Here is a 23,156-nt window from a genome sequence, read left to right on the forward strand (position 1 = left end):
AACATTTTTTTGTGATTTTGTAAATTCTGAAATTCCATTTTGTTAGTAAAATAGGTGAGTATTTTGTAATTTTGCAAAAAATCAATCCGTATCTATGAAAACAAATCCTAAGACTGATAGCGAAATTTCATTTGTAGATTTTCAAGCTCAGATTTTGAGCGATTATGAAATTGCCGTTACCAGTAGGGAGTGTAGTCTTTTAGGAAGACGAGAGGTACTTACGGGAAAAGCGAAATTCGGAATTTTTGGTGATGGAAAAGAATTGCCTCAACTGGCAATGGCGAGGGCTTTTCAAAATGGTGATTTTAGGAGTGGATACTACAGGGATCAAACCTTTATGATGGCGTTAGGCCATTTGAACCCAGAGGCCTTTTTTCATGGTCTTTATGCAACTACCGATATCACCAAAGACCCCATGAGTGCAGGGCGTCAAATGGGTGGTCACTTTATGACACATAGCATCAATGAAGATGGTAGTTGGAAAAATCTGTCTGAACAAAAAAACAGTAGTGCAGATATTTCTTGTACCGCGGGTCAAATGCCGAGACTTCTTGGTCTTGCACAAGCTTCAAAAATTTATCGGAATGTTTCTGGAATTGATACCTCTAATTTTTCAAAAAACGGTAATGAGGTCGCTTGGGGTACTATTGGTAATGCAAGTACAAGTGAAGGGCATTTCTTTGAAGCTTTGAATGCCGCTGGGGTTATGCAGGTACCCATGGTCATTAGCGTTTGGGACGATGCCTATGGCATTTCAGTTCCTGCAGAATACCATACCACAAAAAGTGATATCTCAGAAATCTTAAAGGGTTTTCAGCGCGATGAGAATGCAAAGGGCTACGAAATCTTAAAAGTACAAGGTTGGGACTATACAGCGTTGATACATGCTTATGAAAATGCATCCGATATTGCACGCGAAGAGCACGTTCCTGTGCTTATTCACGTTACTGAACTTACACAACCTCAAGGGCATTCAACATCTGGTTCGCATGAGCGTTACAAATCTCAAGACCGTCTGGAATGGGAAAGAGAGAACGACTGCAATAAACGCTTTAGAGAATGGATTCTTGAAAACAATATTGCTAATGAAGATGAGCTAAAGGCTATCGAGAAAAGAATAAAGCAAGAAGTAAGAAATGCTAAAAAAACAGCATGGACAGCCTTTTTGCAGCCACATGTTTCAGATAAGAAAAATTTGGTTCAAGTAATATCCAATGTCGCTGACAGCAGTCCGAACAGAGCCTTTATTACAAAAATAAAGAACGACTTAATTGCAATCGAAGAGCCTATCAAGAAAGATTTGGCCTCTCATGCAAGAAAAGTACTTCGTTATGTTATCGGAGAGAATTCTAATGAGAAAAAAATATTGCAAAATTGGATAGCCAATTTTATAGATACTACGCAGCCCGCTTTTAGTTCACATTTATATTCTGAACTTGATAACAATGCCACTTCAATTGCAGCAATAGCCCCTAAATATGAAAACGATACAGAAGAGGTAGATGGCAGGGTCATTCTGAGGGACAATTTTGACAAACTTTTTGAAAAGTACCCAAATGCCTTGGTTTTTGGTGAGGATACAGGTAATATCGGCGATGTAAATCAAGGACTAGAAGGTTTACAAGAAAAATATGGAAAATTTAGAATAGCGGACACCGGTATTCGCGAATCTACGATAATCGGTCAAGGTATCGGACTTGCTATGCGGGGTTTACGCCCCATTGCAGAGATACAATATCTTGATTATATCATGTATGGTTTACAGACCTTAAGTGACGACTTGGCTACATTATTGTACCGAACGGCAGGTAAGCAAAAAGCACCTTTAATCGTGCGAACTAGAGGTCACCGTCTTGAAGGTATATGGCATTCCGGTTCACAAATGGGAGGTTTAATTCACTTATTGCGAGGAATGTACATTCTTACACCTAGAAACATGACACAAGCTGCAGGTTTTTATAATACGCTTATGAAAACTGATGAGCCAGCTTTGGTCATCGAAAGCCTAAATGGCTATCGCCTTAAAGAACAAAAGCCAAACAACCTTGGTGAGTTCTGTACGCCTATCGGCGTAGTTGAAACGGTAAAAGAAGGAACAGATATCACCTTACTTTCCTATGGTTCTACATTAAGAATCGTACAGAATGTAGCAGAAGAGCTAAAAGAAGTTGGTATTGATGCAGAAGTTATTGATGCACAGTCCCTACTGCCATTTGATATTAAACATGATGTAGTAAAAAGCCTAAAGAAAACAAATAGACTGCTTATTATCGATGAAGATGTACCTGGCGGATGTTCTGCGTATCTATTACAAGAAATTCTTGAAAAGCAAGAAGGTTATAAATATTTGGACAGTGCTCCTCACACCTTAACGGCAAAGGCGCATCGACCTGCATATGCAACTGATGGAGATTATTTCTCTAAACCAAATGCCGAAGATATTTTTGAAAAAATTTATGGCATAATGCATGAGGCTAATCCTAGTGATTATCCCAAGTTGAGATAAATAAAAAAAAGCCTCGCGATTCGCGAGGCTTTTTTTAAGGACTAATTTTTGATATCCTTTTCTTCTTGTTTCATTGCCGGTACTAACGGGTTTCCATCGGCGTCTATTTCAATAATTTGATCAAAACCAAGTTCATCTAGCTTACTTGCAATTTTAGCACGATCACCAACCATAAACCAATTCACATTCTCTGGCTTTACTACCTTCTTACTAACCTGTTGTACTTCGTTTAAGGAAAGATTACGAACATTTTGGTCATACTTTTTATAATAGTCATCTGATAGATCATATTTAACAAGGTTTGCTACAGAATTGTTAACAGCACTATTTGTTTCCCACTGACCGGGCAATTTCAATACTTGATTTGTCTTTACCTTATCCAATTCTGCCTGGGTAGCGGGTCTAGTAGTTAAAAACTCCGTAATCTCTTTTCTGAGTTCGGTAACGGACTCCGCCGTCTTATCTGTTTGTACTGGTGCATACATGATAAAAGGCCTTTCTTGTTGAGCTCCTAAAACAAAACCACCAGCACCATACGACCAGTGTTTATCCTCTCTAAGATTCATATTAATTCGAGAAGTGAAATCACCACCTAAAATGCTTACCATCTGCTCTAAGGCTACCTCAGAAACATCTCCGTACTTCTCCGTTAAATGACCGGCAATAATTACGGACTGCTGTGACTCTGGCCTATTCATTAAATAGAGTGTGTTTTTAGAATTGGTATTCGGTTTGTTGAACGTTAGTGTAGGAACATCGGCCTTTTTCCATTTCCCCAATGTTTTTTCAAGTTTAGACTTTAAATCCTTCATCTCTACATCACCGGTTACGACAATAGTAGCATTATTGGGTTTGATCCATGTATCGTAAAATTCGACAATATCTTCTTTGGATAATTTTGCTACTGTTTCTTCATAACCAGTTCCAGTAAAAGGATTGCTATAAGGATGGTTTTCACCGTACATATACTTGTTCATTACACGTAAAGCCATTGAAATTGGTTGAGACTTTTCTCGTTTTATATTATTGATCTGTTCGTTCTTTAAGCGATCAAATTCTTTCTCTGGGAAGATTGGATTAAGAACTACATCTGAAAAAAGATCTAGACTTTCATTGAAACTCTGTTTTAACGTGGTCATGTAAACGTTTGAAATGTCTTGATCTGAGAACGTACTTAAACTGGCACCGATAAGCTGTAATTTTTCATTGATCTCTAATGAGTTCATATTTTTTGTGCCCTCATCCATGAGATTCATTGCCAATTGTGCCGTACCGGGCGTAGCTAAATAATCTGTTTTATATCCCGCATTGACCATTAGGTTTACCACAATAGTAGGCACTCCTGAACGCTTGGCCAATACGACATTAAGCCCGTTGGATAACTTAGTTCTTTCTAAATCTGGAAATTGTGAGCTTTTCGGAGGACCTAATTCTGGTAATTTCGACCTATCCACAACTGCTTTGTCAGATGTATATTCTGGAAATGGCAGACAAATTAACGTATGCTTTCCTTTGGTCAACCATTTTTTAGCGGTATTTTGTAAATCTTGAACTGTGGCTGTTTCGGCATAGTTTAAAACAGTCTTATAATATCCCGCATCCCCAAAATAAGTCTGGTTAGATGCAAGAATGTCCGATACGCCTCCAAATCCTCCAATACGTTCTAATCCTTTTATAAACCCAGAAAAATAAGCTGCTTTCACTCGCTTAAGCTCCGCTTCGGTAGGTCCGTTTTCAATAAACGTATTGATTTCGGCAAGAAGTTCTTTCTCGATTTTTTTATAGTCTTGACCCGGTTTTACATTTGCCCAAGTAACAAAGGTACTGGCAATCTCACTTGACCCTTGAAAGGAGACCACTGAACTCGCAGTTTGATCTTCGTAAATGAATTTCTTGTATAATCTTGAATTTTTCCCCTGAGTTAAGATTGCAGAAATTAAATCAAAGTGAATGTCTTCTTTAGCTCCAAATTGCGGGGTATTCCAAGAAAACAGAACGCGTGTTTCCGGAACCCTGTCTTCATACACTTGATACGTGTCTCCGTTATGTTCCGGTATATTCACTTCTTGTCTTTCAATTGTTGGCCCAGAAGGAATATCGCCGAAATACTTCACCACTTTTTGATATACTTCTTGTGGATTTACATCTCCAGCAACTGCAACAACAGCATTAGCAGTACCATAGTATGATTTAAACCATTCTTGAACGTCTTCTAAAGAAGCTGCATTTAGATCTGCCATCTCGCCAATAACCGTCCAAGAATACGGATGCCCTTTCGGATACATAGCTTTTGTTAGATAATCCCATTGCTTTCCATAAGGCTGATTTTCGCCTTGACGTTTTTCGTTTTGCACTACACCTCGTTGCTCATCAAGTCTTTCTTGGTCAATAGCCCCTAATAGATGCCCCATTCGGTCTGACTCTAAGAAAAGTACCTGGTCCAGAGCGGAAATGGGTACATTCTGAAAATAATTGGTTCTATCATTATTCGTAGTACCGTTCAAATCCGTACCTCCAATACTCTCCAACGCCTGAAAATAATCCTTGTTATAGTTTTCACTGCCGTTGAACATTAAATGTTCAAAAAGGTGGGCAAATCCGCTCTTACCCGGCTTTTCGTTCTTTGAGCCTACGTGATACCAGACATTTACAGCCGCAATTGGTGCTTTGTGATCTTCATGAACTAAAAGTGTTAGTCCATTTGGTAATTTAAATTTTTCATATTTAATCTCAATATCACTAGCCTTAAATTGAAAATCTTGGGCAACGAGATTAACTACACTAAAAAAAAGGGTCAAAAGCCCTAAAACTGTTTTTTTCATGGTGTTCTTTTTAAATTGATTGATAATTATTTAAGAATTACAATTTACTAATTATGTTCTTATTCCCAATGCCTGAAATTCCTTTTAGACGTGCCTATAATTTCATATTCAAGAAAAATTTATATTTGTAGTAACTCACATTCCCCCATTAATGAAAAATGCTGCACAAACACCCATCGGATTAGCTCTTTTAAGAATTGTTCCTTCCGCTTTTATGCTATTTGCCCATGGCCTACCAAAGTTTCAAAAACTGATTGCAGGTGATTTTGAATTCCCTGATCCATTGGGCATTGGGGCCTCTCCTTCTCTATTTTTAACTGTAATAGGAGAGTTTATAGCCCCTATCTTGATTATAATTGGGTATAAAACAAGAATTGCGACCCTGCCGGCCGCGGCAACAATGTTTGTAGCAGCTTTTGTAGTTCATGGCGCAGACCCCTTTGACAAAAAAGAACTCGCACTGCTCTATCTCACCTTCTTTATAGTGATCGCTATGCTGGGCCCCGGAAAGTATAGTTTGGATAAAAAGTAACTAGATGATTTTTACCAAAAGCTCTTTTAGTAAATCTGAGTGACTGATATTTTGCGCATTTACACCTTTACCCTTTAAATCTAATTCTCGCAAGTTAGAAATTACGCTGCTCACTTTTTTCATGGGATAGTTCTTTGCAGCTACCTCATATTCGTTCACAAAATATGGGCTTACACCTAAAGCGGACGCTACATTCTTAGGAGAGTGGTCATTTAGACCATGAAATTGCAGGAGCTGGGTAAAAAAGTTGTTCAATAAAGTTACCGTTAGCACAAAAGGATTGTCTTTAGGATTCTGGGCAAAGTAATTGATTATTTTACTTGTCTTGGTAATATTCCGCTCTCCTATTGCTTTCTTTAACTCAAAATTATTATAGTCTTTGCTAATTCCGATATGTGTTTCGATATGTGCTGGTGTAATTTCAGAACCTTGGGGAACGACCAAAAACAGTTTTCCCAACTCATTATTTATTCTACTAAGGTCAGTACCTAAAAACTCTACTAAAAGAGCAGAAGCTTTGGGGGAAATCTGGTACTTCTTGCCATTCAATACTTTTCTTATCCAATCCGCTACTTGATTTTCATAAAGTTTTTTACTCTCGAACAATACCCCATTTTTTTGAACGGCTTTGTAAAGCTTTTTACGCTTATCGAGTTTTTTATATTTAAAACAAATCACCAAAACTGTTGTAGGCTGCGGATTCTCAACATAAGAAACCAAATTTTCTATTGTTCTAGAAAGCTCTTGGGCTTCTTTAACGACTATAACCTGATGCTCAGCCATCATTGGAAAACGCTTAGCATTAGAAACGATATCATCTACCGAAGTTTCCTTTCCATAAAGGGCCATTTGATTGAAACCACGCTCTTCCTCTGTTAAAACTGTAGCAGCAATAAAATCAGAAATTTTATCAATATAATAGGGTTCCTCCCCCATCAAAAAATAGACAGGCTTCAGATTTTTCTGTTTAATATTACTTACTATCTCTTTTACAGCTTCCATTTAAAAAAAATCATCAAATTTGCGCCATGCGCCCATTGAATTTTAAAGAGTATTCGTTTCGGTTCAAAAGTAGCGAAAATAGCATCCATATTTTTGACATTGTGCGCAAAAAATTTGTGGTGCTCCAACCTGAGGAATGGGTGAGGCAGCACACCGTTCACTTTTTGATTAAAGAAAAAAAATACCCAAAGAGCATCATCAATGTTGAAAAACAGATTACCGTTAATTCACTGAAAAAACGTTTTGATGTAGTTGTTTTCAACTCAGATGGGTCCATTAAAATTTTGGTGGAATGTAAATCTCCAGATGTTACGATTACGCAAGCAACATTTGACCAAATTGCCCGATACAACATTAAACTCAATGCAGAATATTTAATGGTCACCAATGGATTGAACCACTTTTACTGCCAAATCGACGCAGTAGAAGAAAAATATACTTTTTTAAGAGAAATTCCTGATTTTAGCCGTTAATTTGCCACCGTTTTGAGACTAGCCATTGTTATACTAAATTGGAACGGAGCGGATTTGCTCAAAAAGTACCTGCCCTCAGTGTTAGCGTATTCTGGTGGGGCAGAAATCTATGTAATTGATAATGCTTCGACCGACAATTCGCTTTCTGTTTTAAAAGAAGAGTTTCCGAATGTTGGCGTTGTATTAAACGATTCCAATTACGGATTTGCCGGTGGTTACAATACAGGCTTAAAAAGTATAGAAGCAGATTGTTACTGTCTTCTTAATTCGGATGTTGCGGTGACCGAAAATTGGCTTGAGCCAATTTTAAAGGGCTTTGCTTCTATGCCAGAAGCCACGATTCTTCAACCCAAAATTTTAGACCTTAAGAACAAAGCTTATTTTGAATATGCCGGAGCAGCAGGAGGTTTTATAGATAAATTAGGGTATCCTTTTTGTCGGGGGCGTATTTTTCAGGCCTTAGAAGAAGATATGGGCCAATACGATGACATTCATGAAATATTTTGGGCAACAGGAGCCTGTATGTTTATTAAGAGTGCTGCTTTTTGGAGTTTAAATGGTTTCGACACAGATTATTTTGCACATCAAGAAGAAGTAGATTTATGCTGGCGCGCCAAGAATAATGGACACAAGGTTTTTTATATTGGAAAAAGCAAGGTATATCACCTAGGCGGTTCTACCTTAAGCAACATGAACCCAAAAAAGACTTTCTTAAATTTTAGAAATTCGCTTTATTCCATCACAAAAAACCTTCCTCGCAGAAAAGCCTTTTTAATTATCTTCTTAAGATTGATACTTGACGGAATTGCTGCAACTCGGTTTCTTTTACAGCTAAAACCAAGACACTTTTGGGCCGTATTTAGGGCGCACATTAGTTTTTATGCCAACTTTTCTAAGATTTACAGGAAACGGGAAAAAGCTAATTTTATATTAAAATACTATCTTGTAACGTCTATCGTATGGGCACATTTCGTACATCAAGTAAAGAATTTTAACATTTTAGTAAAAGATTAACTAGAATACGGTATCATAGCTTTTCATTTTATATAATTTTGAATCCGAATTAACAGTTAATCGCAAATAATTAATCATGAAAAAAATAATACTAGGAACACTTTCACTTGTAGTCTTGTTATCTTCTTGTGTATCACAAAAGAAATACGCTGAACTTGAAGCAAAACAAAAAGAGACACAAGATTTATTAAACTCGGCCACTGTTAAGCTTAACGACTGCTTAGAGGAAAAAGCTACCGCTTCTTCCAGATTAAATGCCTTAGAGGAGCAAAACGCTTTCTTAAAAGCTAATAATCAAGAGTTGATAAATAACATGGGAGACTTGACTACCTTAACCGCTAAAGGTGCTGAAAACCTTGAAAAATCGCTTGAAAGTCTACAAGAAAAAGATTTGACTATCAGAAGATTGCAAGATGCGGTGACCAGAAGAGATTCGGTAAACCTTTCTTTGGTACAAAGTTTAAAAGGTGTTCTCGGAAACTTGGATGATGAGGATATTGAAGTTAGCGTAGAAAAAGGTGTTGTTTTTGTTTCTATCTCTGATAAACTATTATTTAGAAGCGGAAGCTACAATGTAACAAGTGCTGCAAAAGAAGTGCTAGGTAAAGTTGCAAAAGTGGTAAACAACAAGCCTGATTTTGAGTTTATGGTTGAAGGTCATACCGATAATGTACCCTATAGAAGTGGTGTTCTTTTAGACAACTGGGATTTAAGTGCCAAGCGTGCAACTTCAATTGTTAGGGTTTTACAGAACGATTTTAACGTAGATCCAAAAAGAATGACTGCAGCAGGTAGAAGTTTCTATGTGCCTTTGGTAAGTAACGATAATGCTGCCGAAAGAGCTAAGAACAGAAGAACTAGAATTGTTGTTCTTCCAAAAATTGACCAGTTCTACAGCATGATAGAAGAAGGAATGAAAGACCCTGCCATTAACGGTGGAGGAAATTAAATATTCCTTTTCAATAAAGAAATTAAAAGGCAGCCAATTGGCTGCCTTTTTTTATAAAATATCTAAACTACCCTTACCTTCACGAACTACTTCTGGCGGATGTAACGATAAATCTATAACAGTAGATGCCACATTATCGCCATAGCCTCCGTCAATGACCACATCTACCAAATTTTGCCATTTTTCAAATATAAGTTCTGGGTCCGTAGTATACTCCAAAACATCGTCATCATCTCTGATAGATGTAGAAACTATAGGGTTACCTAACTCGTTTACCAAAGCCTGGGCAATGCTATTGTCAGGTACTCGAATACCAACTGTACTACGCTTTTTAAAGTCTTTTGGCAGATTGTTATTACCCGGCAATATAAAAGTATATGGGCCAGGTAAAGCGCGTTTAAGAATTTTAAACGTTGCAGTATCTATTTGTTTTACGTAATCTGACAGGTTACTCAAATCGGCGCATATGAAAGACCAATTGGCCTTTGCCAATTTTATCCCTTTTATTCTTGCTATCTTTTCAAGGGCACGTGACTTGGTGATATCACAACCTAAACCATACACCGTATCGGTAGGATAAATTACCAAACCACCATCACGAAGTACTCTAACTACTTTCGCAATTTCCTTTGGATTTGGGTTTTCACTGTATATTTTTATGAATTGCGCCATTACTTTAGCCTTACACTAAAGTTAATATAAAATGCGAGCTAAGCGTAATTTGCTTTGCTTTTTAATGTGTATCAATGAGTGCAATTAGTTACGTTCAATATCTTTAATATCGCCTCTTTGGTGCATATTTAAGATGTCATTGTTTGTAAGTACATAAATTTGATCACTATAGTTTTTCTGTAAATCTATTTTATCAACACCAGAAGATCTATCCGTTTCGTAATTGTTATAATTTACATACATACTATCTTTAAAGACTTCTACGACCTTAAAGGTGGAATAATATCCTGCTTCTGTTTTAAAAGTATATGTATCGAACATCACAGGGTTTTGAACCAATTCTGACACTCTATCTTCTTTTTGCTTTGAGGCATAGACGCCCCAACAAATTAAAAGTGCAATAATGGCCAGTCCAGAATACTTCCATAACGGATGCTTTACAGTACCCTTAAAATTTTTATAGGCTAGCTTACCATCTTCTCCCAAGCCATTTTTCTTGAAACCTTTATGGCAATGCTGACATTCAAATACGCCTATTTTACCTGCTGGGAAAACAGGAATCCAAAAAACATGTACATGACGACCATAAACGCTAGCGGTCATTTGGTCTTGTGTTTCACAGTTTGGGCATTTTACATTTCGTAGTTGTGCCGATTTAAGATGGGTAGAGCGGTGTCCGAATACAATCATATGGTTGGTTTTTTTATAAAACGAAATTACTATTGAACTATTTTAATTATTATAGAGCAAATTTCTCTCAAAAAACAAAACCTAAACTCCCTGAAAACAGGTATTTTATAAAACAGTGATTTTTTACTTAGAACTAAAAAGATAGTAACCTTCTAACTATTAGTGTATTAAATCAGCTAAAACTCAATTTTTATTTGTATTTTAGAAATATGGATATTCCTAGTGAAGCACTTTATATGATGGTGACTGTCATTGCTCTTAGTTTGGCTTTAGGTTTAATCGGTTACTTAACCAAAGACGGTAGAAATTTTAGAAGCAGCAGAAATAAAAGAGCAAGAAAGCAGTTTTAGTTGGTTTATTGATACAAAACGTATCTAGGCGGCACCAAACCGTTTAAACGTAAATGCACCAGCATTTGCCCTCTGTGTTGCGTAATATGGTCCGCAAGGAGCATAAAAATCTGGCGCTTACTCCTATCCAGTCCAAAATAATCAAGCTTATCGTCTAGTCGTCTAGTATCAAAACCTTTTAGCAAGGTAATGGCTTTTTCAAAAGTGTCATTGATTACCACAAGCATCTCTTTCTTATTTTTATTATGCGTTTTATAGATGGTGTCTGTTTGCCATGTTCTAGCCTCTCGCCCACCCAATAATGATTGGCTATGCCAATCTAAGGCATAACCGATATGCATTAGGTTTTCAGCAAAGCTCAACGACTCTGGGGTAACCTTATAGTCGTACTTCTCCTCAGGCATCATCTCCGCCACAAGGTTTAGGTATTTCTGGGAGTTCTCTAAACGCTCTATAAAATCGTTAACAAACTTTTCTTCTTGGGCAAAAAGTGGAGTTACATTTAGAATTAACAACGTAATGCTGATTATTATGATAATTTTGGTTTTAATCATATTTATCTATTTATCAGTCTCGGCTATGATTTCTTTGTGGAATTATCCATAGCATTATTCCGCCAAAATTTAGCTGTTTGATTTATATCTTTATTTTGGTATGGCACAAAACCACAATAAATTATAGCCATTGTTCTAAGTCATTAATTGTTTAGCTTTTCCCATAACAATTTATGTTTACTTGCCCCAATTAAATCAGTACTTAAAATCAGATTATCATCATTAAATTCATAATACCTAGTTTGATTTTGACCAACCCAATTAGGGAAGGAAGTTAGTCTAATATGGTGGGTTACTTGATTTGAACTAGTATCTATCTCATAGCTTCCACTGTAGGCAATAAAACCATTATAAGCGTCCCAAACTTCTTCTGGTTGTGCATTAAGCGGGTCTTCAGATAAAAATTTAGGTCTTTTGTTCTTCATTAACTGAACTGCCATATTACCAAATTTGTCATAAGTTAGTATTCCTTTGGCATCCTCACCATAAGGAAATACAATCTCGCCACTTTTTAACTCAGCAGTCCATTCTTTCAATTCCCAAGAACCATCAAATTTTTCTTTTGTAGTTGTTACGTTTTCTTTTTTATCAGAAGTATTTATTGTCTCACCATTTTGTTTACAGCTTATAACACTTAAAACTATACAGAGAGAAATGGTAATATATTTTTTCATTTTCGTTTTTTTTATAAAGACCTACAACTATGGATTAACCAAACCAGTTTGCTTATTTCCATTTTACAATACTTCTAATTTAGCAAAGCGCAACAATAGCTTTTTAATATCACCTCTATCAAATTGAATTTCAGCTTTTTTGTCGTTACCCACACCTTCAATCTTTAAAACCTTTCCTTTACCAAAACGGGTATGGTTTACCAAAGCACCTTCTACTAGATTGGCGTCAATTACATTGGTATTGGCAGAGGGTCTTGAAATTTCTGGCTTAAGCTTTCTAAGCTTGCGCAACTGACTTTCATTAGGGCCTTTTACACTTGGCGGTGTGCCATTTTGAGGTTTAACTTGTCTTAATCTACTTTTATCAACTTCACCAAAGATATCGGCATCTATCAAAGATTTGTAGCGGTAACCATCGTTTACCGGAGTTAAATTCTCTACATATTGCTCTTCAATCTCCTCTAAAAATCGACTGGGCTCGGCATCTATAAGTTTTCCCCAACGGTAACGATTTTGAGTATAGGTCAAGTAGGCCTGTTTTTCTGCTCGGGTTAGTGCCACATAAAACAACCTTCGCTCCTCCTCTAGTTCGCTTCGTGTGTTCATACTCATGGCAGAAGGAAACAAATCTTCTTCCATACCTACAATGTAGACATATGGGAATTCCAGCCCCTTTGCCAAGTGAATCGTCATTAAGGCTACCCTATCATCATCACCAGTGTCCTTATCTAAGTCAGAAGCCAATGCCACATCTTCTAAAAATTCGGTTAAACTGCCAGTAGTGTCAGCCAATTCTTTTTGCCCTTCCACAAAATCTTGAATACCATTGAGCAGTTCCTCAATGTTTTCCATTTTACCAATACCCTCTGGGGTACCGTCTTTCTTAAATTCTAATAGTAACCCAGTCTTTTTGGCAACATGTTCGGCAAGTGTAAAAGCATCAGCACCTTCATTCATTATCTGAAAGCTTTTGATCATAGTAACAAAATCTTCTAATCTTCGGGTAGTGCCACCGTTAATCTTTAATTGCAATTTGGAAAGGTTTTCTATCACCTCAAAAATAGAACGTCCGTAATGGTTTGCTGCAACAACTAATTTATCAACTGTGGTCTGCCCTATTCCACGTGCAGGAAAATTGATAATTCTTTTTAAAGCTTCCTCGTCTTTTGGATTGATAACAACACGTAAATACGCTAAAACGTCTTTAATTTCCTTACGTTGGTAAAAAGAAAGCCCCCCATAAATACGATAGGGAATATCACTCTTGCGCAAAGCATCTTCAATGGCCCTAGACTGTGAATTGGTGCGATACAGCACGGCAAATTCACCATTGCCCATTTGGTGTTGCATCTTATTCTCAAAAATAGATGCAGCGACGTAACGGCCTTCCTCGGCGTCGGTAATACTGCGATGTATTTTTATTTTATTTCCCTCATCATTGGAGGTCCAAACTACCTTTTCTAGCTGATTCTTATTATTAGAAATTATCGAATTGGCAGCATTCACGATATTCTTGGTAGAGCGATAGTTTTGTTCTAAACGGTACATGCCCACATCGTCGTAGTCTTTCTGAAAATTTAGAATATTACTAATGTTGGCGCCTCTGAAAGAATAGATACTTTGTGCATCATCACCTACGACACAAATGTTTTGATATCGGTCAGAAAGAGCCTTAACAATAAGGTATTGCGAATGGTTGGTATCTTGGTACTCGTCTACCAAAATATAGCGGAACCTATCTTGATACTTCATTAAAACCTCAGGAAACCGTGTTAGCAACTCATTGGTGCGCAATAACAAATCATCAAAATCCATTGCGCCCGCTTTAAAACAACGATCTACATAGTTTTGGTAAATCTCACCAAGCCTTGGTCGTTTTGCCATCGCATCGGCTTCTACCAATTCAGGATTCTGAAAATAGGCCTTAACGGTAATCAGGCTATTTTTATAAGAAGAGATTCTATTCTGTATCTGTTTGTATTTATAAATATCCTTATCGAGCCCCATCTCTTTAATGATCGAGGCTATTAAGCGTTGAGAATCTTGGGTATCGTAAATGGTGAAATTGCTGGGATACCCCAATTTATCACCATCAAAACGCAATAGTTTGGCAAATACGGAATGGAAGGTACCCATCCACAGATTTTTAGCTTCTGAACTACCAACGATGTCCGCTATACGCTTTTTTATCTCACGGGCCGCTTTGTTGGTAAAAGTTAAGGCCAGAATATTAAAAGAATCTACCCCTTGCGCCATTAAATGGGCAATACGGTAGGTCAGAACCCTGGTTTTTCCAGAGCCGGCCCCGGCAATAACCATCAAAGGACCATCTTTATGCAAAACAGGAGCCAACTGGGCTTCGTTCAATCCTTTTAAATAAGCAATCTTTTCTTCCACAGATAAATTAAAGTCAAAAGGTGAAATTAGCCAATCTACTTGGTTTGTTGAAATGAAGCTTTAAATACTTTTGAACAGCAAATGGTATTTCTTCTATTTTTAGATATATTTAGACTTTATGAACAGAAAATACTTCCTTTTAAGCCTACTGATACTTTTCACAATTAGTATCGCAGCCCAAGAAAAAAAAGCAGGCCCAGTAATCCCGGACTACGGTAAAGTTTGGCAAATCGAAGGTCAAAATTATAAGATTGAAAATGATACCGAATTAAAAGTGGTCTTTGATATCATGAATAGCCCCGAAGACCCTTCAGCTTTAAATAGAAGCATTGAAACGGCTGCCCGATTTTTGAATATGCATGCACAAAATGGAGTGTCGAAAGAAAACATGAAAGTGGCCTTGGTAGTTCATAACAAGGCGTCAAAAGATATTATCACCAATGAAGTCTATATTGAACGGTATGGAATAAAAAACCCGAATGCAGAAATGGTGCAGCAATTGATGGACGCTGGGGTAGATTTTATATTCTGCGGACAATCATCCTTATCTAGAGATTTTCCGATAGAAGAAACAATTTCCGGCGTGCAGTTATCATTATCGGCAATGACAGCTTTGATACAATTACAAAATGATGGCTACCGCCTTATTAAATTTTAAAACTCAAATTATGACTAAACTTAAAGTATTCGCTTTTGCATTCTCAATGGTTACTTGCGGATTGATGGCTCAAGGGCCAAACCTCTCCGAAGATTATAAGAGTATTGAGAAAAAAGTAATCGATTGGCGACATGATATTCATCAAAACCCAGAATTGGGCAATAGAGAGTTTAAAACAGCCGAAAAAATAGCAAAGCATCTAAAATCGTTAGGTATTGAAGTGCAAACTGGTGTGGCACATACCGGGGTGGTGGGGCTTTTAAAAGGAGACAAACCAGGTAAAGTCGTTGCGCTTCGGGCGGACATAGATGCGCTGCCGGTTACCGAACGTAATGATTTACCATTTAAGTCTACTGTGACCTCTGAGTTTTTAGGCGAAAAAGTCGGTGTTATGCACGCTTGCGGACATGATACCCACACAGCCATTTTAATGGGTGTTGCAGAAGTACTATCAAAAAACAAAGACAAAATTAAAGGAACCGTAAAGTTTATTTTTCAGCCGGCAGAAGAAGGCCCACCACCAGGTGAAGAAGGCGGTGCATTATTAATGGTGAAAGAAGGTGTTATGGAAAACCCTAAAGTGGATGCCATTTTCGGATTGCACATAAACTCTCAGACTCCAGTAGGCATGATTCGTTACAAATCTGGCGGTACTATGGCCGCTGCTCAGAGTTTTACAATTAAGGTTAAAGGAAAACAAAGTCATGGTTCACAACCTTGGTCCGGTGTGGATCCAATCTTGATAAGTGCTAAAATCATTGATGGCTTACAGACTATTATTAGCCGTGAAACCAAACTTACCGAAGAGGCAGCTGTGATTACCGTAGGTAAAATTAAGAGTGGTGTTCGTTTTAATATTATTCCAGAAAGTGCTGAAATGATAGGCACTATCAGAACGCTTGATTATGATATGAAAGACAAATTAAACAAGCGAATGGTAGAAATGGTTGAAACCATTGCAAAAGCCTATGGCGGAACCGCCACGTGTGAGATAAAAGATGCTACGGACATAACGTACAACGACCCTGCTTTGGTTACCCAAATGCTACCTACTTTACAGCGTGTTGCCGGTGGGGATAATGTAGTAATTCAAAAAGCAATCACGGGTGCCGAAGATTTCTCATACTTTCAACGTGAAGCGCCAGGTTTTTTCTTCTTTTTAGGAGGAATGACCCCTGGAAATAAAGAATCTTTTCCACATCATACTCCAGATTTCTTGATTGATGATGCAGGAATGCAACTAGGTGTAAAAGCAATGACAGAGTTAACATTAGACTACCTTAATAAGTAGTTAGGAGTTTACAAAAACGTGCTATTTGTCACCCTGAGCCTGTCGAAGGGTTGAACTTGAACTTGACTTTTGTATTTGAACTTAAATAATGGATAAAAAGAATAAAGGGCTCATCTACACCATTTTTGGGATGGTATTCACGTCGCTGGGAATGTTACTTTTAACGATGGAGAAACCAGCTTGGATATGTCTAACAAGCTTTATTATTGGGGTGCTTTTGGCATTATTTGGGGTTATTAAAATAGTATTGGACAATAACAAGAAAATATAAGTTGAAGGATTTTACTAGCCAGGTAGCAGAATTTGCCAGTCCGTTTCCATCTAAAATATTTGAACAAGAATTAGATAAAGTTGGCATTGAATATCATAGTTTCAATAAGTCTTCTGGGGATGGTGGATTAGATTCTGTTATTTTCTTTGTGGATTCAAGAGATTTTAATGAGGCATTTCAACTAAAAGAAAAAGTAGATAAGGAAAATGCAGCATCAGAATTAAAACATATGCATCCATTTCGAAAAATAGTATCATATTTCTTTCTGTTGCTAATTGTAATCTATGTTGCCTATAAATTCATTTTTAATTAGTATTGAACTTGATTCTTGCATTTGAACTTGTATTTAAATTTTAATTTATGGACGGAGTTTTAACTTTTTTAGGTAACGTTCCATGGTGGTTATGGATAGTTGCGGTGATTGTGCTTATCGCCATCCGTGATATCTTTTTTCAAAAAGCCCATACTATTAGCCATAACTATCCAGTTGTAGGCCACCTACGTTATTGGTTAGAAAGTATTGGCCCTGAAATGAGACAATATTTTGTTGCCAATAATAGAGAGGAGCTCCCTTTTAACCGTATTGAACGAAGTTGGATATATGCTTCGGCGAAGCGTGAAAATAATTATGAAGGCTTCGGTACGGATAGGGATGTTTATGCGCATCAGCATATTTTTATAAAAAATGCTATGATCGGCTATAAAATCCCTGAAAATCACCCAAACATAGAAAATCCATATTTTTTACCCTGTGCAAAAGTCATTGGCGCCTTTAACAAACGGAAGAAACCTTATCGTCCTTCTTCAATAATAAATGTATCCGCAATGAGCTTTGGTTCTTTATCCGCTGCTGCGGTAGAAGCCATGAACAAAGGTGTTCTCGAGGCCGAAGCTTATCATAATACTGGTGAGGGTGGCCTTTCTCCCTATCATAAAAAGGGTGGCGATGTAGTCTTCCATTTTGGCACAGGTTATTTCGGGGTACGCTCAAAAGATGGAAATCTATCCTTGGACAAAATGAAGGTCTTGGTTGATGAAAACCCATGTATAAAGGCCATTGAAGTTAAGCTCTCACAAGGAGCAAAACCAGGTAAAGGCGGCGTATTGCCCGGAGCCAAGATAACCAAAGAAATTGCAGAGATACGCGGGGTCGAGGTCGGTAAAGATGTATTATCGCCATCCACCCACAAAGCTTTTTCAACAATTGCCGAATTACATTCCCTAGTGGAAAAAATAGCCGATGAGACAGGACTTCCCGTTGGTATAAAGGGAGCGATAGGAAAATTGGACCAATGGATAGAACTAGCCGATTTAATGAAAAAAACCGGTAAAGGTCCTGATTTTATTACCGTCGACGGTGGTGAGGGAGGAACCGGAGCAGCACCACCAAGTTTTGCCGATCACGTCTCTTTACCATGGGTTTATGGCTTTGCAAGCCTCTATAAAATTTTTCAAGATAGAGGACTTACCGATAGAATCGTATTTATTGGCAGTGGTAAACTCGGTTTTCCGGCCAAAGCAGCTATGGCCTTCGCAATGGAGGTAGATTGCATTAATGTCGCTAGAGAAGCTATGCTGAGTATTGGCTGTATTCAAGCCCAGGTTTGTCATACCAATAAATGCCCTGCAGGCATTGCCACACAAAGTAAATGGCGCCAGAGCGGAATAGATGTCACCCTAAAATCTGAACGTTTGGCACAGTACTTCAAAACATTTAGAAAAGAATTTTTAGAGGTGACTCACGCTGCAGGTTATGAGCATCCTGCACAATTTACAATGACAGATATTCAAGTTAATGTTGATGATGATTATCTTAGCAGTGATTTAAAATCGGTTTATGGTTATGAAAAGACCAAGGTTGGTTTTAATAGTATGAAAGAACTTTATGAATGTACCTATCTAGGAGGAAAATCCAATTCTTAATTATGAAAAAACTAGTACCCTTAATCTTCTTTTTGATTTCTACAACATTGATTCAAGCTCAAAAAAAGAAGGACTTGCTAAATAAAATTACCGAGCTTGAACAAACTATTTTGGCCCTAAACGATTCTGTATCGGTCGCAAAAAGACAAATTAATGTAAGTAATGCTAACGCTGAATTAGCGAACAGAGAAGCTGCTGAACTCAGAAATGCGAATGCAACCTTACTTCAAAATCTTACGAATTTCTCTAAAATTTCAAAACAAAATACAGAGACCGTCAATAGTGCATTGAGCAGTCTTAATGAAAAAGAACAACAACTAAGATTGATATCTGATTCTTTTGCCAAAAATGATTCAACGGCCATCGCCATATTATCACAGAGCAAACAAATTTTGGGAGCTAATGCCAAAGTAGGTGCAGCCAATGGCAGTATTTCGGTTTCTAATAGTCTTTTGTCATTATTCGAGAATGATCAATCTGAGGTTTTAAGCGAAGAAGGAAAAGCAACTATTGCAAGAATAGCTCAATTAATTACAAAAAACCCAAAAAGGGAAATTACTATAGAGGCACTTAACATTACTGGCGATTTCGATGTGTCGTATACGCAGGCAGCCGCTGTAGCCAATGAGTTATGGAAAGCTAACGGCATTCCGGCAGAAAGGTTGAAAATTGCCACTAAAGACGGAAACTTCAAAGAAGGTATAACCATTAAACTATCTCCTGATTTAAAAGCATTTTACAGTTTGGCCAAAGAAAAAATGTAAGAGATCTAGATATACTTTTTAGGGATTTACTCCGTTTTAAATCCAAATAAATATCAATTCAAATGACCGGAGACCAAGTTTTTCAACTCTTTGCTTATCTATTACCCTCGTTGGTTACAGGCCTTATCGGCTTTTATTTTTTTAGACTACACACCCGTAACGAAGATGGTAGAAGACGTTTTTTACTGCATAAAGATTCACAGAAAGATACACTCCCGGTTAGATTGCAAGCTTATGAGCGCATGGCCTTGTATTTAGAGCGAATTGCTGTAAATAGCCTAGTAGTGCGAGTGGCTCCCCAAAGTCAAAACAAAAACGACTACGAAAATCTACTCATAAAGAATGTTGAAGATGAATTTGATCATAATTTGTCACAACAAATCTACATGACGGATGAGTGTTGGAACATTATTAAAGCGGCCAAAAGTGCTACCATTCAAATAATTAGGTCTGCTGCCATGAGCGAATCGGACTCTGCAGATAAACTTCGTGAAGATATTTTAACGCAAATGTTAGAAAAACAATCTCCTTCAGCAACAGCATTGGCTTTTGTGAAAAAGGAAATTGGCGATCTGTGGTAAACTATTCCTGAACTTCAGGTTTTATAGGCATACTCTCCGCATTTTTGTTCTTAGCGTATAAGTAGCCCCGTTTCCACCAGCGAGTCATTTTCTCTTTATTAAAAATTAAAGAATTTGTGGTCAAAATAGTTGGGGTATAATACAGGTTAATAATCGCTCCTTTTTGATTGGCCACGAGCTTACCTACTCTAATATTTTGATTTTCTATGCGATCTAAAACAAACCCTAACATATTGGTAATAAGTTCAAAAGGGTTTCTTGAGGGCATTCTGTTATAGTAATTTACCTCTGTATGTAAAACAACAACATCAACCTCGGTGGCACCTCTTAAAATTGCCTCTTCAATCGGAACAAGACTTCCTAGTCCTCCATCAGCATATTCGCAACCATTTTTGCGAACCAAACTCATAAATGGTGTGTAATTGGCAGAAATCCAAATCCAATCACAAAATTCATCATACGTACAATCATTTATAGATTTATACTCTACCTGGTTTAGAGATAGATTGGAAACCGTAACAACAACATTTTTATTCGAAGCTTTTAATTCATCAAACTCAGCAACAGTAATACTATTACGAATTAGCTGCCTTAAATTTTCGCTTTCTCCAAAGGTTTTTTTTCCTTTTATAAAATTCTTAAAAATATTCCAATGGTTCATGCTGATAATATCGGCACCATATTTTCGCTTGACCACAAACGGACAGTTATTGAAAATAGTTTTCTGATTTACATTGGAATAAATCTCCTTGATTTTATTAAGCTTTCCTAGAGCGAGGTGCGAAATTAAAAGACTTCCGGTAGAGGTGCCAACAAAAATATCATAGTCATTTTTTGCCTCCTCAATAAGAAATTGGGCCACCCCACCAGCAAAAGCACCTTTGCTGCCACCTCCAGAAATTACAAGTGCTTTCATTGCTTTAACAATTTGTTCAGTGTGCTTTGTTCCTCCGTGGATAAGGAATTTGATATACTCAAAAGTCGTTCTTTTAGTTCAATACTTTCACTTAATTCTTTAAGTAAATTTCTTGAAGACTTTTTAAATTGCCAAACGTGATGGTCAGAAGCTTTTATAAGGTTAACAAGTGCTTCGTCGCTCATGGCCTGAATTTGACTTAGGTATTGAAAGGCCAACTGTCTTACCTCAAAATGATTATCTGCAGAAGTATATCCATTCAGCTCATTATAATATGCTTGCTGTTGGCCCAGATTATACTCAGGGGTTAGCAATGCCAACGTAAGCCATAACAACAGTACATTTTTATTTGGCAAACCAACAATATTTTGGGTTTTTGAAAAGTAAAGCGTTCTTTTTTCAGGAAAAGTTGCCCAAAGTTTTAGGAGTGCATTTTCTATGGTTACATAACTTTCGTCATCTAATAGCGTCTCGAACAGGTCTGCCATTTCGGTTGTTGATTGTTTCACCCCAGAGATACCGTATAAAGAACTAGCTAATGCCTGCCTTATTTTAATATCATCGCTTAAAAAGGCTCTTTTAATGATAGCGTTAGGTAAAACCCGATGATATTGTCGTATGAAATGGGCTTTAAAATTAGTGGACTCTGTCCTGTTCCAATAACTGTCATAATCCAAATCATCGCTTTTAATACGTTGAAATTCGTTTTCCATCTCAAAAACCAAAGCGATACTTTCAGATTCCCTTTTAAGCTTTTCTTTCACTTCTTCCCACGGAAATACTTCATTTTCTAACCATTTAGATCTAAAATCGGACAAGTCTGTATTAGCGGCAAGTTCCATTTCAACCAAAAAATCAGATATGGTAACATTTTTAAATTGATGTTTATTTAAATAGCTAATTATTCCTTTTTGAAATGCATTTTTCCCAATCTTATCTTTTAACATTACAAGTGCCCAAGCCCCCTTTTCATAAAAGGTCAAACTATTGGCATTTGGGTTGTTAAGGGCCTCCCCGCCTCCACTCTCGGACAAATTGTGCAGGGTTTTAGCGGTCTCGTATAGTTTCCAGTAAAAATGGTCTTCACCAAATAAATGCTGTTCGGCCAAATAGGCATAATATGTTGCAAAACCCTCGTGTAACCAATGGTGCTTGCTACTTTCTTCGGTCACTAAATTTCCAAACCATTGATGTGCCAGTTCGTGGGCATTGACATTAACATAATTCTTATCAATAAAGGCCGTTGAATCAATCATATAGGAATTAGAAAATACAGTCGCGCTCGTATTTTCCATACCAGCATAAAGAAAATCTTTAACTGGTACTTGCTTGTAGTTCTGCCAAGGATAAGCAATGCCGATCTCATCTTCTAAAAAATCGAAAATTTCTTTGGTATAACGATAGGTAGGCTCAACCCTTAAACTGTCTTTAGGTTCGTAATACAACTCTATAGGAACTCCGGATGACGATTTCAATTCTTTTTTATCAAATTTCCCGATGACAAAGGCAGCTAAATAGCTGCTCATGGGGTCTTGCATATCAAAATGCCAGTCTATAATACCTTCTGCCGTATTCTTTTTGGTTAGCTTTCCATTTGCGATTACAGTAAACCCTTCATCGGTATTCAAGGTAAGGTCAAGTTCTACTTTCTCTGACATATCATCAAAACTTGGCAGCCAATGACTTGTGTATTTACCCTGGCCTTGGATCCAGAGTTGTTCATTTCCCTCAACTCCATCATTTAGTCCGATATAATATACCGTTTGTTTGGGCTTGGCAAGGTACCGTATAAATAATTCATGATTACCTATTTTTTCTGGTGCTTTGAAGCCAAGTTTTTTACCAGAGTTCGTGAAATCGATTTGCCTTCTATTCAATGAAACATGCAAAAAATCCATATTGATTGCGTCTATGAATATCGAATCCGTTTCTGACTTTAATTCAAAATAATAAGTGCCCCTGCCCCAAACTTCCTTAGAGTCAAAAAGAGGTGTGATTTCCATGTCAATTTTGATAAAATCCACCGCTTTTTGATTATTCTGACAGAATAAAAAAGTTGAATAAACGAAGGATAGTATAAACAATGAATGCCTCATAAAAGCAAAGTAGCAAAAGTC

General features: G+C 37.3%; 22 protein-coding genes. 13 read left to right on the forward strand and 9 right to left on the reverse strand.

Features of this window, described 5'->3' with window-relative positions:
- The first annotated feature begins 94 nt into the window (after positions 1 to 94).
- The gene (locus ACZ1GR_RS01765) at positions 95 to 2,506 is read left to right on the forward strand and encodes an alpha-ketoacid dehydrogenase subunit alpha/beta (protein ID WP_472610551.1); all 2,412 of its coding nucleotides are present in this window, start codon (positions 95 to 97) and stop codon (positions 2,504 to 2,506) included.
- Between the two features lie 41 nt (positions 2,507 to 2,547).
- On the opposite strand, the gene ACZ1GR_RS01770 is transcribed toward ACZ1GR_RS01765, so the two are convergent.
- Positions 2,548 to 5,328, reverse strand: coding sequence for a M16 family metallopeptidase (locus tag ACZ1GR_RS01770; protein ID WP_472610552.1), 2,781 nt, complete (start codon positions 5,326 to 5,328; stop codon positions 2,548 to 2,550).
- A gap of 151 nt (positions 5,329 to 5,479) precedes the next feature.
- Here ACZ1GR_RS01770 and ACZ1GR_RS01775 point away from each other — a divergent pair, with 151 nt between their 5' ends.
- Entirely contained in the window at positions 5,480 to 5,860 is a 381-nt protein-coding gene (locus tag ACZ1GR_RS01775; RefSeq protein ID WP_472610553.1) for a DoxX family protein, read from the forward strand.
- Here the strand turns inward: ACZ1GR_RS01775 and holA are convergent, their stop codons facing one another.
- Complete coding sequence (gene holA, locus ACZ1GR_RS01780) at positions 5,861 to 6,862, reverse strand: DNA polymerase III subunit delta (protein WP_472610554.1); 1,002 nt, start codon at positions 6,860 to 6,862, stop codon at positions 5,861 to 5,863.
- A gap of 26 nt (positions 6,863 to 6,888) precedes the next feature.
- On the opposite strand from holA, the gene ACZ1GR_RS01785 reads away from it, so the two are divergent.
- The 3 genes from ACZ1GR_RS01785 (at position 6,889) to ACZ1GR_RS01795 (ending at position 9,298) form a co-directional block, all read left to right on the forward strand.
- A complete protein-coding gene (locus ACZ1GR_RS01785; RefSeq protein WP_472610555.1) occupies positions 6,889 to 7,335 on the forward strand; it encodes a type I restriction enzyme HsdR N-terminal domain-containing protein in 447 nt (148 codons plus the stop codon).
- Between the two features lie 12 nt (positions 7,336 to 7,347).
- Positions 7,348 to 8,349, forward strand: a complete 1,002-nt coding sequence (locus ACZ1GR_RS01790) for a glycosyltransferase family 2 protein (RefSeq protein WP_472610556.1) — start codon at positions 7,348 to 7,350, stop codon at positions 8,347 to 8,349.
- A 76-nt stretch (positions 8,350 to 8,425) separates the two neighbouring features.
- Complete coding sequence (locus tag ACZ1GR_RS01795; protein ID WP_377764884.1) at positions 8,426 to 9,298, forward strand: OmpA/MotB family protein; 873 nt, start codon at positions 8,426 to 8,428, stop codon at positions 9,296 to 9,298.
- Positions 9,299 to 9,349: 51 nt separating this feature from the next.
- Here ACZ1GR_RS01795 and ACZ1GR_RS01800 read toward each other — a convergent pair whose 3' ends face one another.
- Together ACZ1GR_RS01800 and ACZ1GR_RS01805 are read right to left on the reverse strand one after the other, a co-directional pair.
- On the reverse strand, positions 9,350 to 9,970 hold the full coding sequence (locus ACZ1GR_RS01800) for an L-threonylcarbamoyladenylate synthase (RefSeq protein ID WP_377764883.1): 621 nt from the start codon (positions 9,968 to 9,970) through the stop codon (positions 9,350 to 9,352).
- Between the two features lie 84 nt (positions 9,971 to 10,054).
- A complete protein-coding gene (locus tag ACZ1GR_RS01805) occupies positions 10,055 to 10,660 on the reverse strand; it encodes a bromodomain-containing protein (protein ID WP_377764882.1) in 606 nt (201 codons plus the stop codon).
- 209 nt (positions 10,661 to 10,869) lie between these two features.
- Between ACZ1GR_RS01805 and ACZ1GR_RS01810 the strand changes: the two genes are divergently transcribed.
- Positions 10,870 to 11,010 carry a hypothetical protein gene (locus ACZ1GR_RS01810; RefSeq protein ID WP_472610557.1) on the forward strand — a complete coding sequence of 47 codons (141 nt, stop codon included), beginning with the start codon at positions 10,870 to 10,872 and terminating at the stop codon, positions 11,008 to 11,010.
- A 5-nt stretch (positions 11,011 to 11,015) separates the two neighbouring features.
- Here the strand turns inward: ACZ1GR_RS01810 and ACZ1GR_RS01815 are convergent, their stop codons facing one another.
- From ACZ1GR_RS01815 to ACZ1GR_RS01825, 3 genes are all read right to left on the reverse strand, one after another.
- Complete coding sequence (locus ACZ1GR_RS01815) at positions 11,016 to 11,564, reverse strand: DinB family protein (protein ID WP_472610558.1); 549 nt, start codon at positions 11,562 to 11,564, stop codon at positions 11,016 to 11,018.
- Between the two features lie 143 nt (positions 11,565 to 11,707).
- Positions 11,708 to 12,238: a lipocalin-like domain-containing protein gene (locus ACZ1GR_RS01820; protein ID WP_472610559.1), complete on the reverse strand. Its 531-nt coding sequence runs from the start codon at positions 12,236 to 12,238 to the stop codon at positions 11,708 to 11,710.
- Between the two features lie 63 nt (positions 12,239 to 12,301).
- On the reverse strand, positions 12,302 to 14,635 hold the full coding sequence (locus ACZ1GR_RS01825; RefSeq protein ID WP_472610560.1) for an ATP-dependent helicase: 2,334 nt from the start codon (positions 14,633 to 14,635) through the stop codon (positions 12,302 to 12,304).
- A gap of 118 nt (positions 14,636 to 14,753) precedes the next feature.
- On the opposite strand from ACZ1GR_RS01825, the gene ACZ1GR_RS01830 reads away from it, so the two are divergent.
- The 7 genes from ACZ1GR_RS01830 (at position 14,754) to ACZ1GR_RS01860 (ending at position 20,123) form a co-directional block, all read left to right on the forward strand.
- Positions 14,754 to 15,293: a DsrE family protein gene (locus tag ACZ1GR_RS01830; protein WP_472610561.1), complete on the forward strand. Its 540-nt coding sequence runs from the start codon at positions 14,754 to 14,756 to the stop codon at positions 15,291 to 15,293.
- A gap of 46 nt (positions 15,294 to 15,339) precedes the next feature.
- The gene (locus tag ACZ1GR_RS01835) at positions 15,340 to 16,584 is read left to right on the forward strand and encodes an amidohydrolase (RefSeq protein ID WP_472611844.1); all 1,245 of its coding nucleotides are present in this window, start codon (positions 15,340 to 15,342) and stop codon (positions 16,582 to 16,584) included.
- A gap of 88 nt (positions 16,585 to 16,672) precedes the next feature.
- Complete coding sequence (locus ACZ1GR_RS01840; RefSeq protein WP_472610562.1) at positions 16,673 to 16,855, forward strand: hypothetical protein; 183 nt, start codon at positions 16,673 to 16,675, stop codon at positions 16,853 to 16,855.
- 1 nt (position 16,856) lies between these two features.
- Positions 16,857 to 17,168, forward strand: coding sequence for a hypothetical protein (locus tag ACZ1GR_RS01845; RefSeq protein ID WP_472610563.1), 312 nt, complete (start codon positions 16,857 to 16,859; stop codon positions 17,166 to 17,168).
- Between the two features lie 47 nt (positions 17,169 to 17,215).
- Positions 17,216 to 18,778 carry an FMN-binding glutamate synthase family protein gene (locus ACZ1GR_RS01850; protein WP_472610564.1) on the forward strand — a complete coding sequence of 521 codons (1,563 nt, stop codon included), beginning with the start codon at positions 17,216 to 17,218 and terminating at the stop codon, positions 18,776 to 18,778.
- Between the two features lie 2 nt (positions 18,779 to 18,780).
- Complete coding sequence (locus ACZ1GR_RS01855) at positions 18,781 to 19,542, forward strand: OmpA family protein (RefSeq protein ID WP_472610565.1); 762 nt, start codon at positions 18,781 to 18,783, stop codon at positions 19,540 to 19,542.
- 62 nt (positions 19,543 to 19,604) lie between these two features.
- A complete protein-coding gene (locus ACZ1GR_RS01860; RefSeq protein WP_472610566.1) occupies positions 19,605 to 20,123 on the forward strand; it encodes a DUF7935 family protein in 519 nt (172 codons plus the stop codon).
- A gap of 1 nt (position 20,124) precedes the next feature.
- Here the strand turns inward: ACZ1GR_RS01860 and ACZ1GR_RS01865 are convergent, their stop codons facing one another.
- Both ACZ1GR_RS01865 and ACZ1GR_RS01870 read right to left on the reverse strand, forming a co-directional pair.
- Positions 20,125 to 21,039, reverse strand: a complete 915-nt coding sequence (locus ACZ1GR_RS01865) for a patatin-like phospholipase family protein (RefSeq protein WP_472610567.1) — start codon at positions 21,037 to 21,039, stop codon at positions 20,125 to 20,127.
- Entirely contained in the window at positions 21,036 to 23,042 is a 2,007-nt protein-coding gene (locus tag ACZ1GR_RS01870) for a M1 family metallopeptidase (RefSeq protein WP_472610568.1), read from the reverse strand. The genes ACZ1GR_RS01865 and ACZ1GR_RS01870 overlap by 4 nt, the downstream gene beginning before the upstream one ends.
- Positions 23,043 to 23,156: the final 114 nt, after the last annotated feature.

This window comes from Croceitalea sp. W27, from assembly GCF_055693185.1.

What these genes read in the sequence shown, in the direction of transcription:
- holA (WP_472610554.1), bottom strand. Translation starts at nt 6,862, where the DNA reads ATGGAAGCTGTAAAAGAGATAGTAAGTAATATTAAACAGAAAAATCTG.
- ACZ1GR_RS01765 (WP_472610551.1), top strand. Translation starts at nt 95, where the DNA reads ATGAAAACAAATCCTAAGACTGATAGCGAAATTTCATTTGTAGATTTT.
- ACZ1GR_RS01840 (WP_472610562.1), top strand. Translation starts at nt 16,673, where the DNA reads ATGGATAAAAAGAATAAAGGGCTCATCTACACCATTTTTGGGATGGTA.
- ACZ1GR_RS01775 (WP_472610553.1), top strand. Translation starts at nt 5,480, where the DNA reads ATGAAAAATGCTGCACAAACACCCATCGGATTAGCTCTTTTAAGAATT.
- ACZ1GR_RS01800 (WP_377764883.1), bottom strand. Translation starts at nt 9,970, where the DNA reads ATGGCGCAATTCATAAAAATATACAGTGAAAACCCAAATCCAAAGGAA.
- ACZ1GR_RS01805 (WP_377764882.1), bottom strand. Translation starts at nt 10,660, where the DNA reads ATGATTGTATTCGGACACCGCTCTACCCATCTTAAATCGGCACAACTA.
- ACZ1GR_RS01865 (WP_472610567.1), bottom strand. Translation starts at nt 21,039, where the DNA reads ATGAAAGCACTTGTAATTTCTGGAGGTGGCAGCAAAGGTGCTTTTGCT.
- ACZ1GR_RS01770 (WP_472610552.1), bottom strand. Translation starts at nt 5,328, where the DNA reads ATGAAAAAAACAGTTTTAGGGCTTTTGACCCTTTTTTTTAGTGTAGTT.
- ACZ1GR_RS01835 (WP_472611844.1), top strand. Translation starts at nt 15,340, where the DNA reads ATGGTTACTTGCGGATTGATGGCTCAAGGGCCAAACCTCTCCGAAGAT.
- ACZ1GR_RS01810 (WP_472610557.1), top strand. Translation starts at nt 10,870, where the DNA reads ATGGATATTCCTAGTGAAGCACTTTATATGATGGTGACTGTCATTGCT.
- ACZ1GR_RS01860 (WP_472610566.1), top strand. Translation starts at nt 19,605, where the DNA reads ATGACCGGAGACCAAGTTTTTCAACTCTTTGCTTATCTATTACCCTCG.
- ACZ1GR_RS01795 (WP_377764884.1), top strand. Translation starts at nt 8,426, where the DNA reads ATGAAAAAAATAATACTAGGAACACTTTCACTTGTAGTCTTGTTATCT.
- ACZ1GR_RS01870 (WP_472610568.1), bottom strand. Translation starts at nt 23,042, where the DNA reads ATGGAAATCACACCTCTTTTTGACTCTAAGGAAGTTTGGGGCAGGGGC.
- ACZ1GR_RS01850 (WP_472610564.1), top strand. Translation starts at nt 17,216, where the DNA reads ATGGACGGAGTTTTAACTTTTTTAGGTAACGTTCCATGGTGGTTATGG.
- ACZ1GR_RS01830 (WP_472610561.1), top strand. Translation starts at nt 14,754, where the DNA reads ATGAACAGAAAATACTTCCTTTTAAGCCTACTGATACTTTTCACAATT.
- ACZ1GR_RS01820 (WP_472610559.1), bottom strand. Translation starts at nt 12,238, where the DNA reads ATGAAAAAATATATTACCATTTCTCTCTGTATAGTTTTAAGTGTTATA.
- ACZ1GR_RS01785 (WP_472610555.1), top strand. Translation starts at nt 6,889, where the DNA reads ATGCGCCCATTGAATTTTAAAGAGTATTCGTTTCGGTTCAAAAGTAGC.
- ACZ1GR_RS01855 (WP_472610565.1), top strand. Translation starts at nt 18,781, where the DNA reads ATGAAAAAACTAGTACCCTTAATCTTCTTTTTGATTTCTACAACATTG.
- ACZ1GR_RS01815 (WP_472610558.1), bottom strand. Translation starts at nt 11,564, where the DNA reads ATGATTAAAACCAAAATTATCATAATAATCAGCATTACGTTGTTAATT.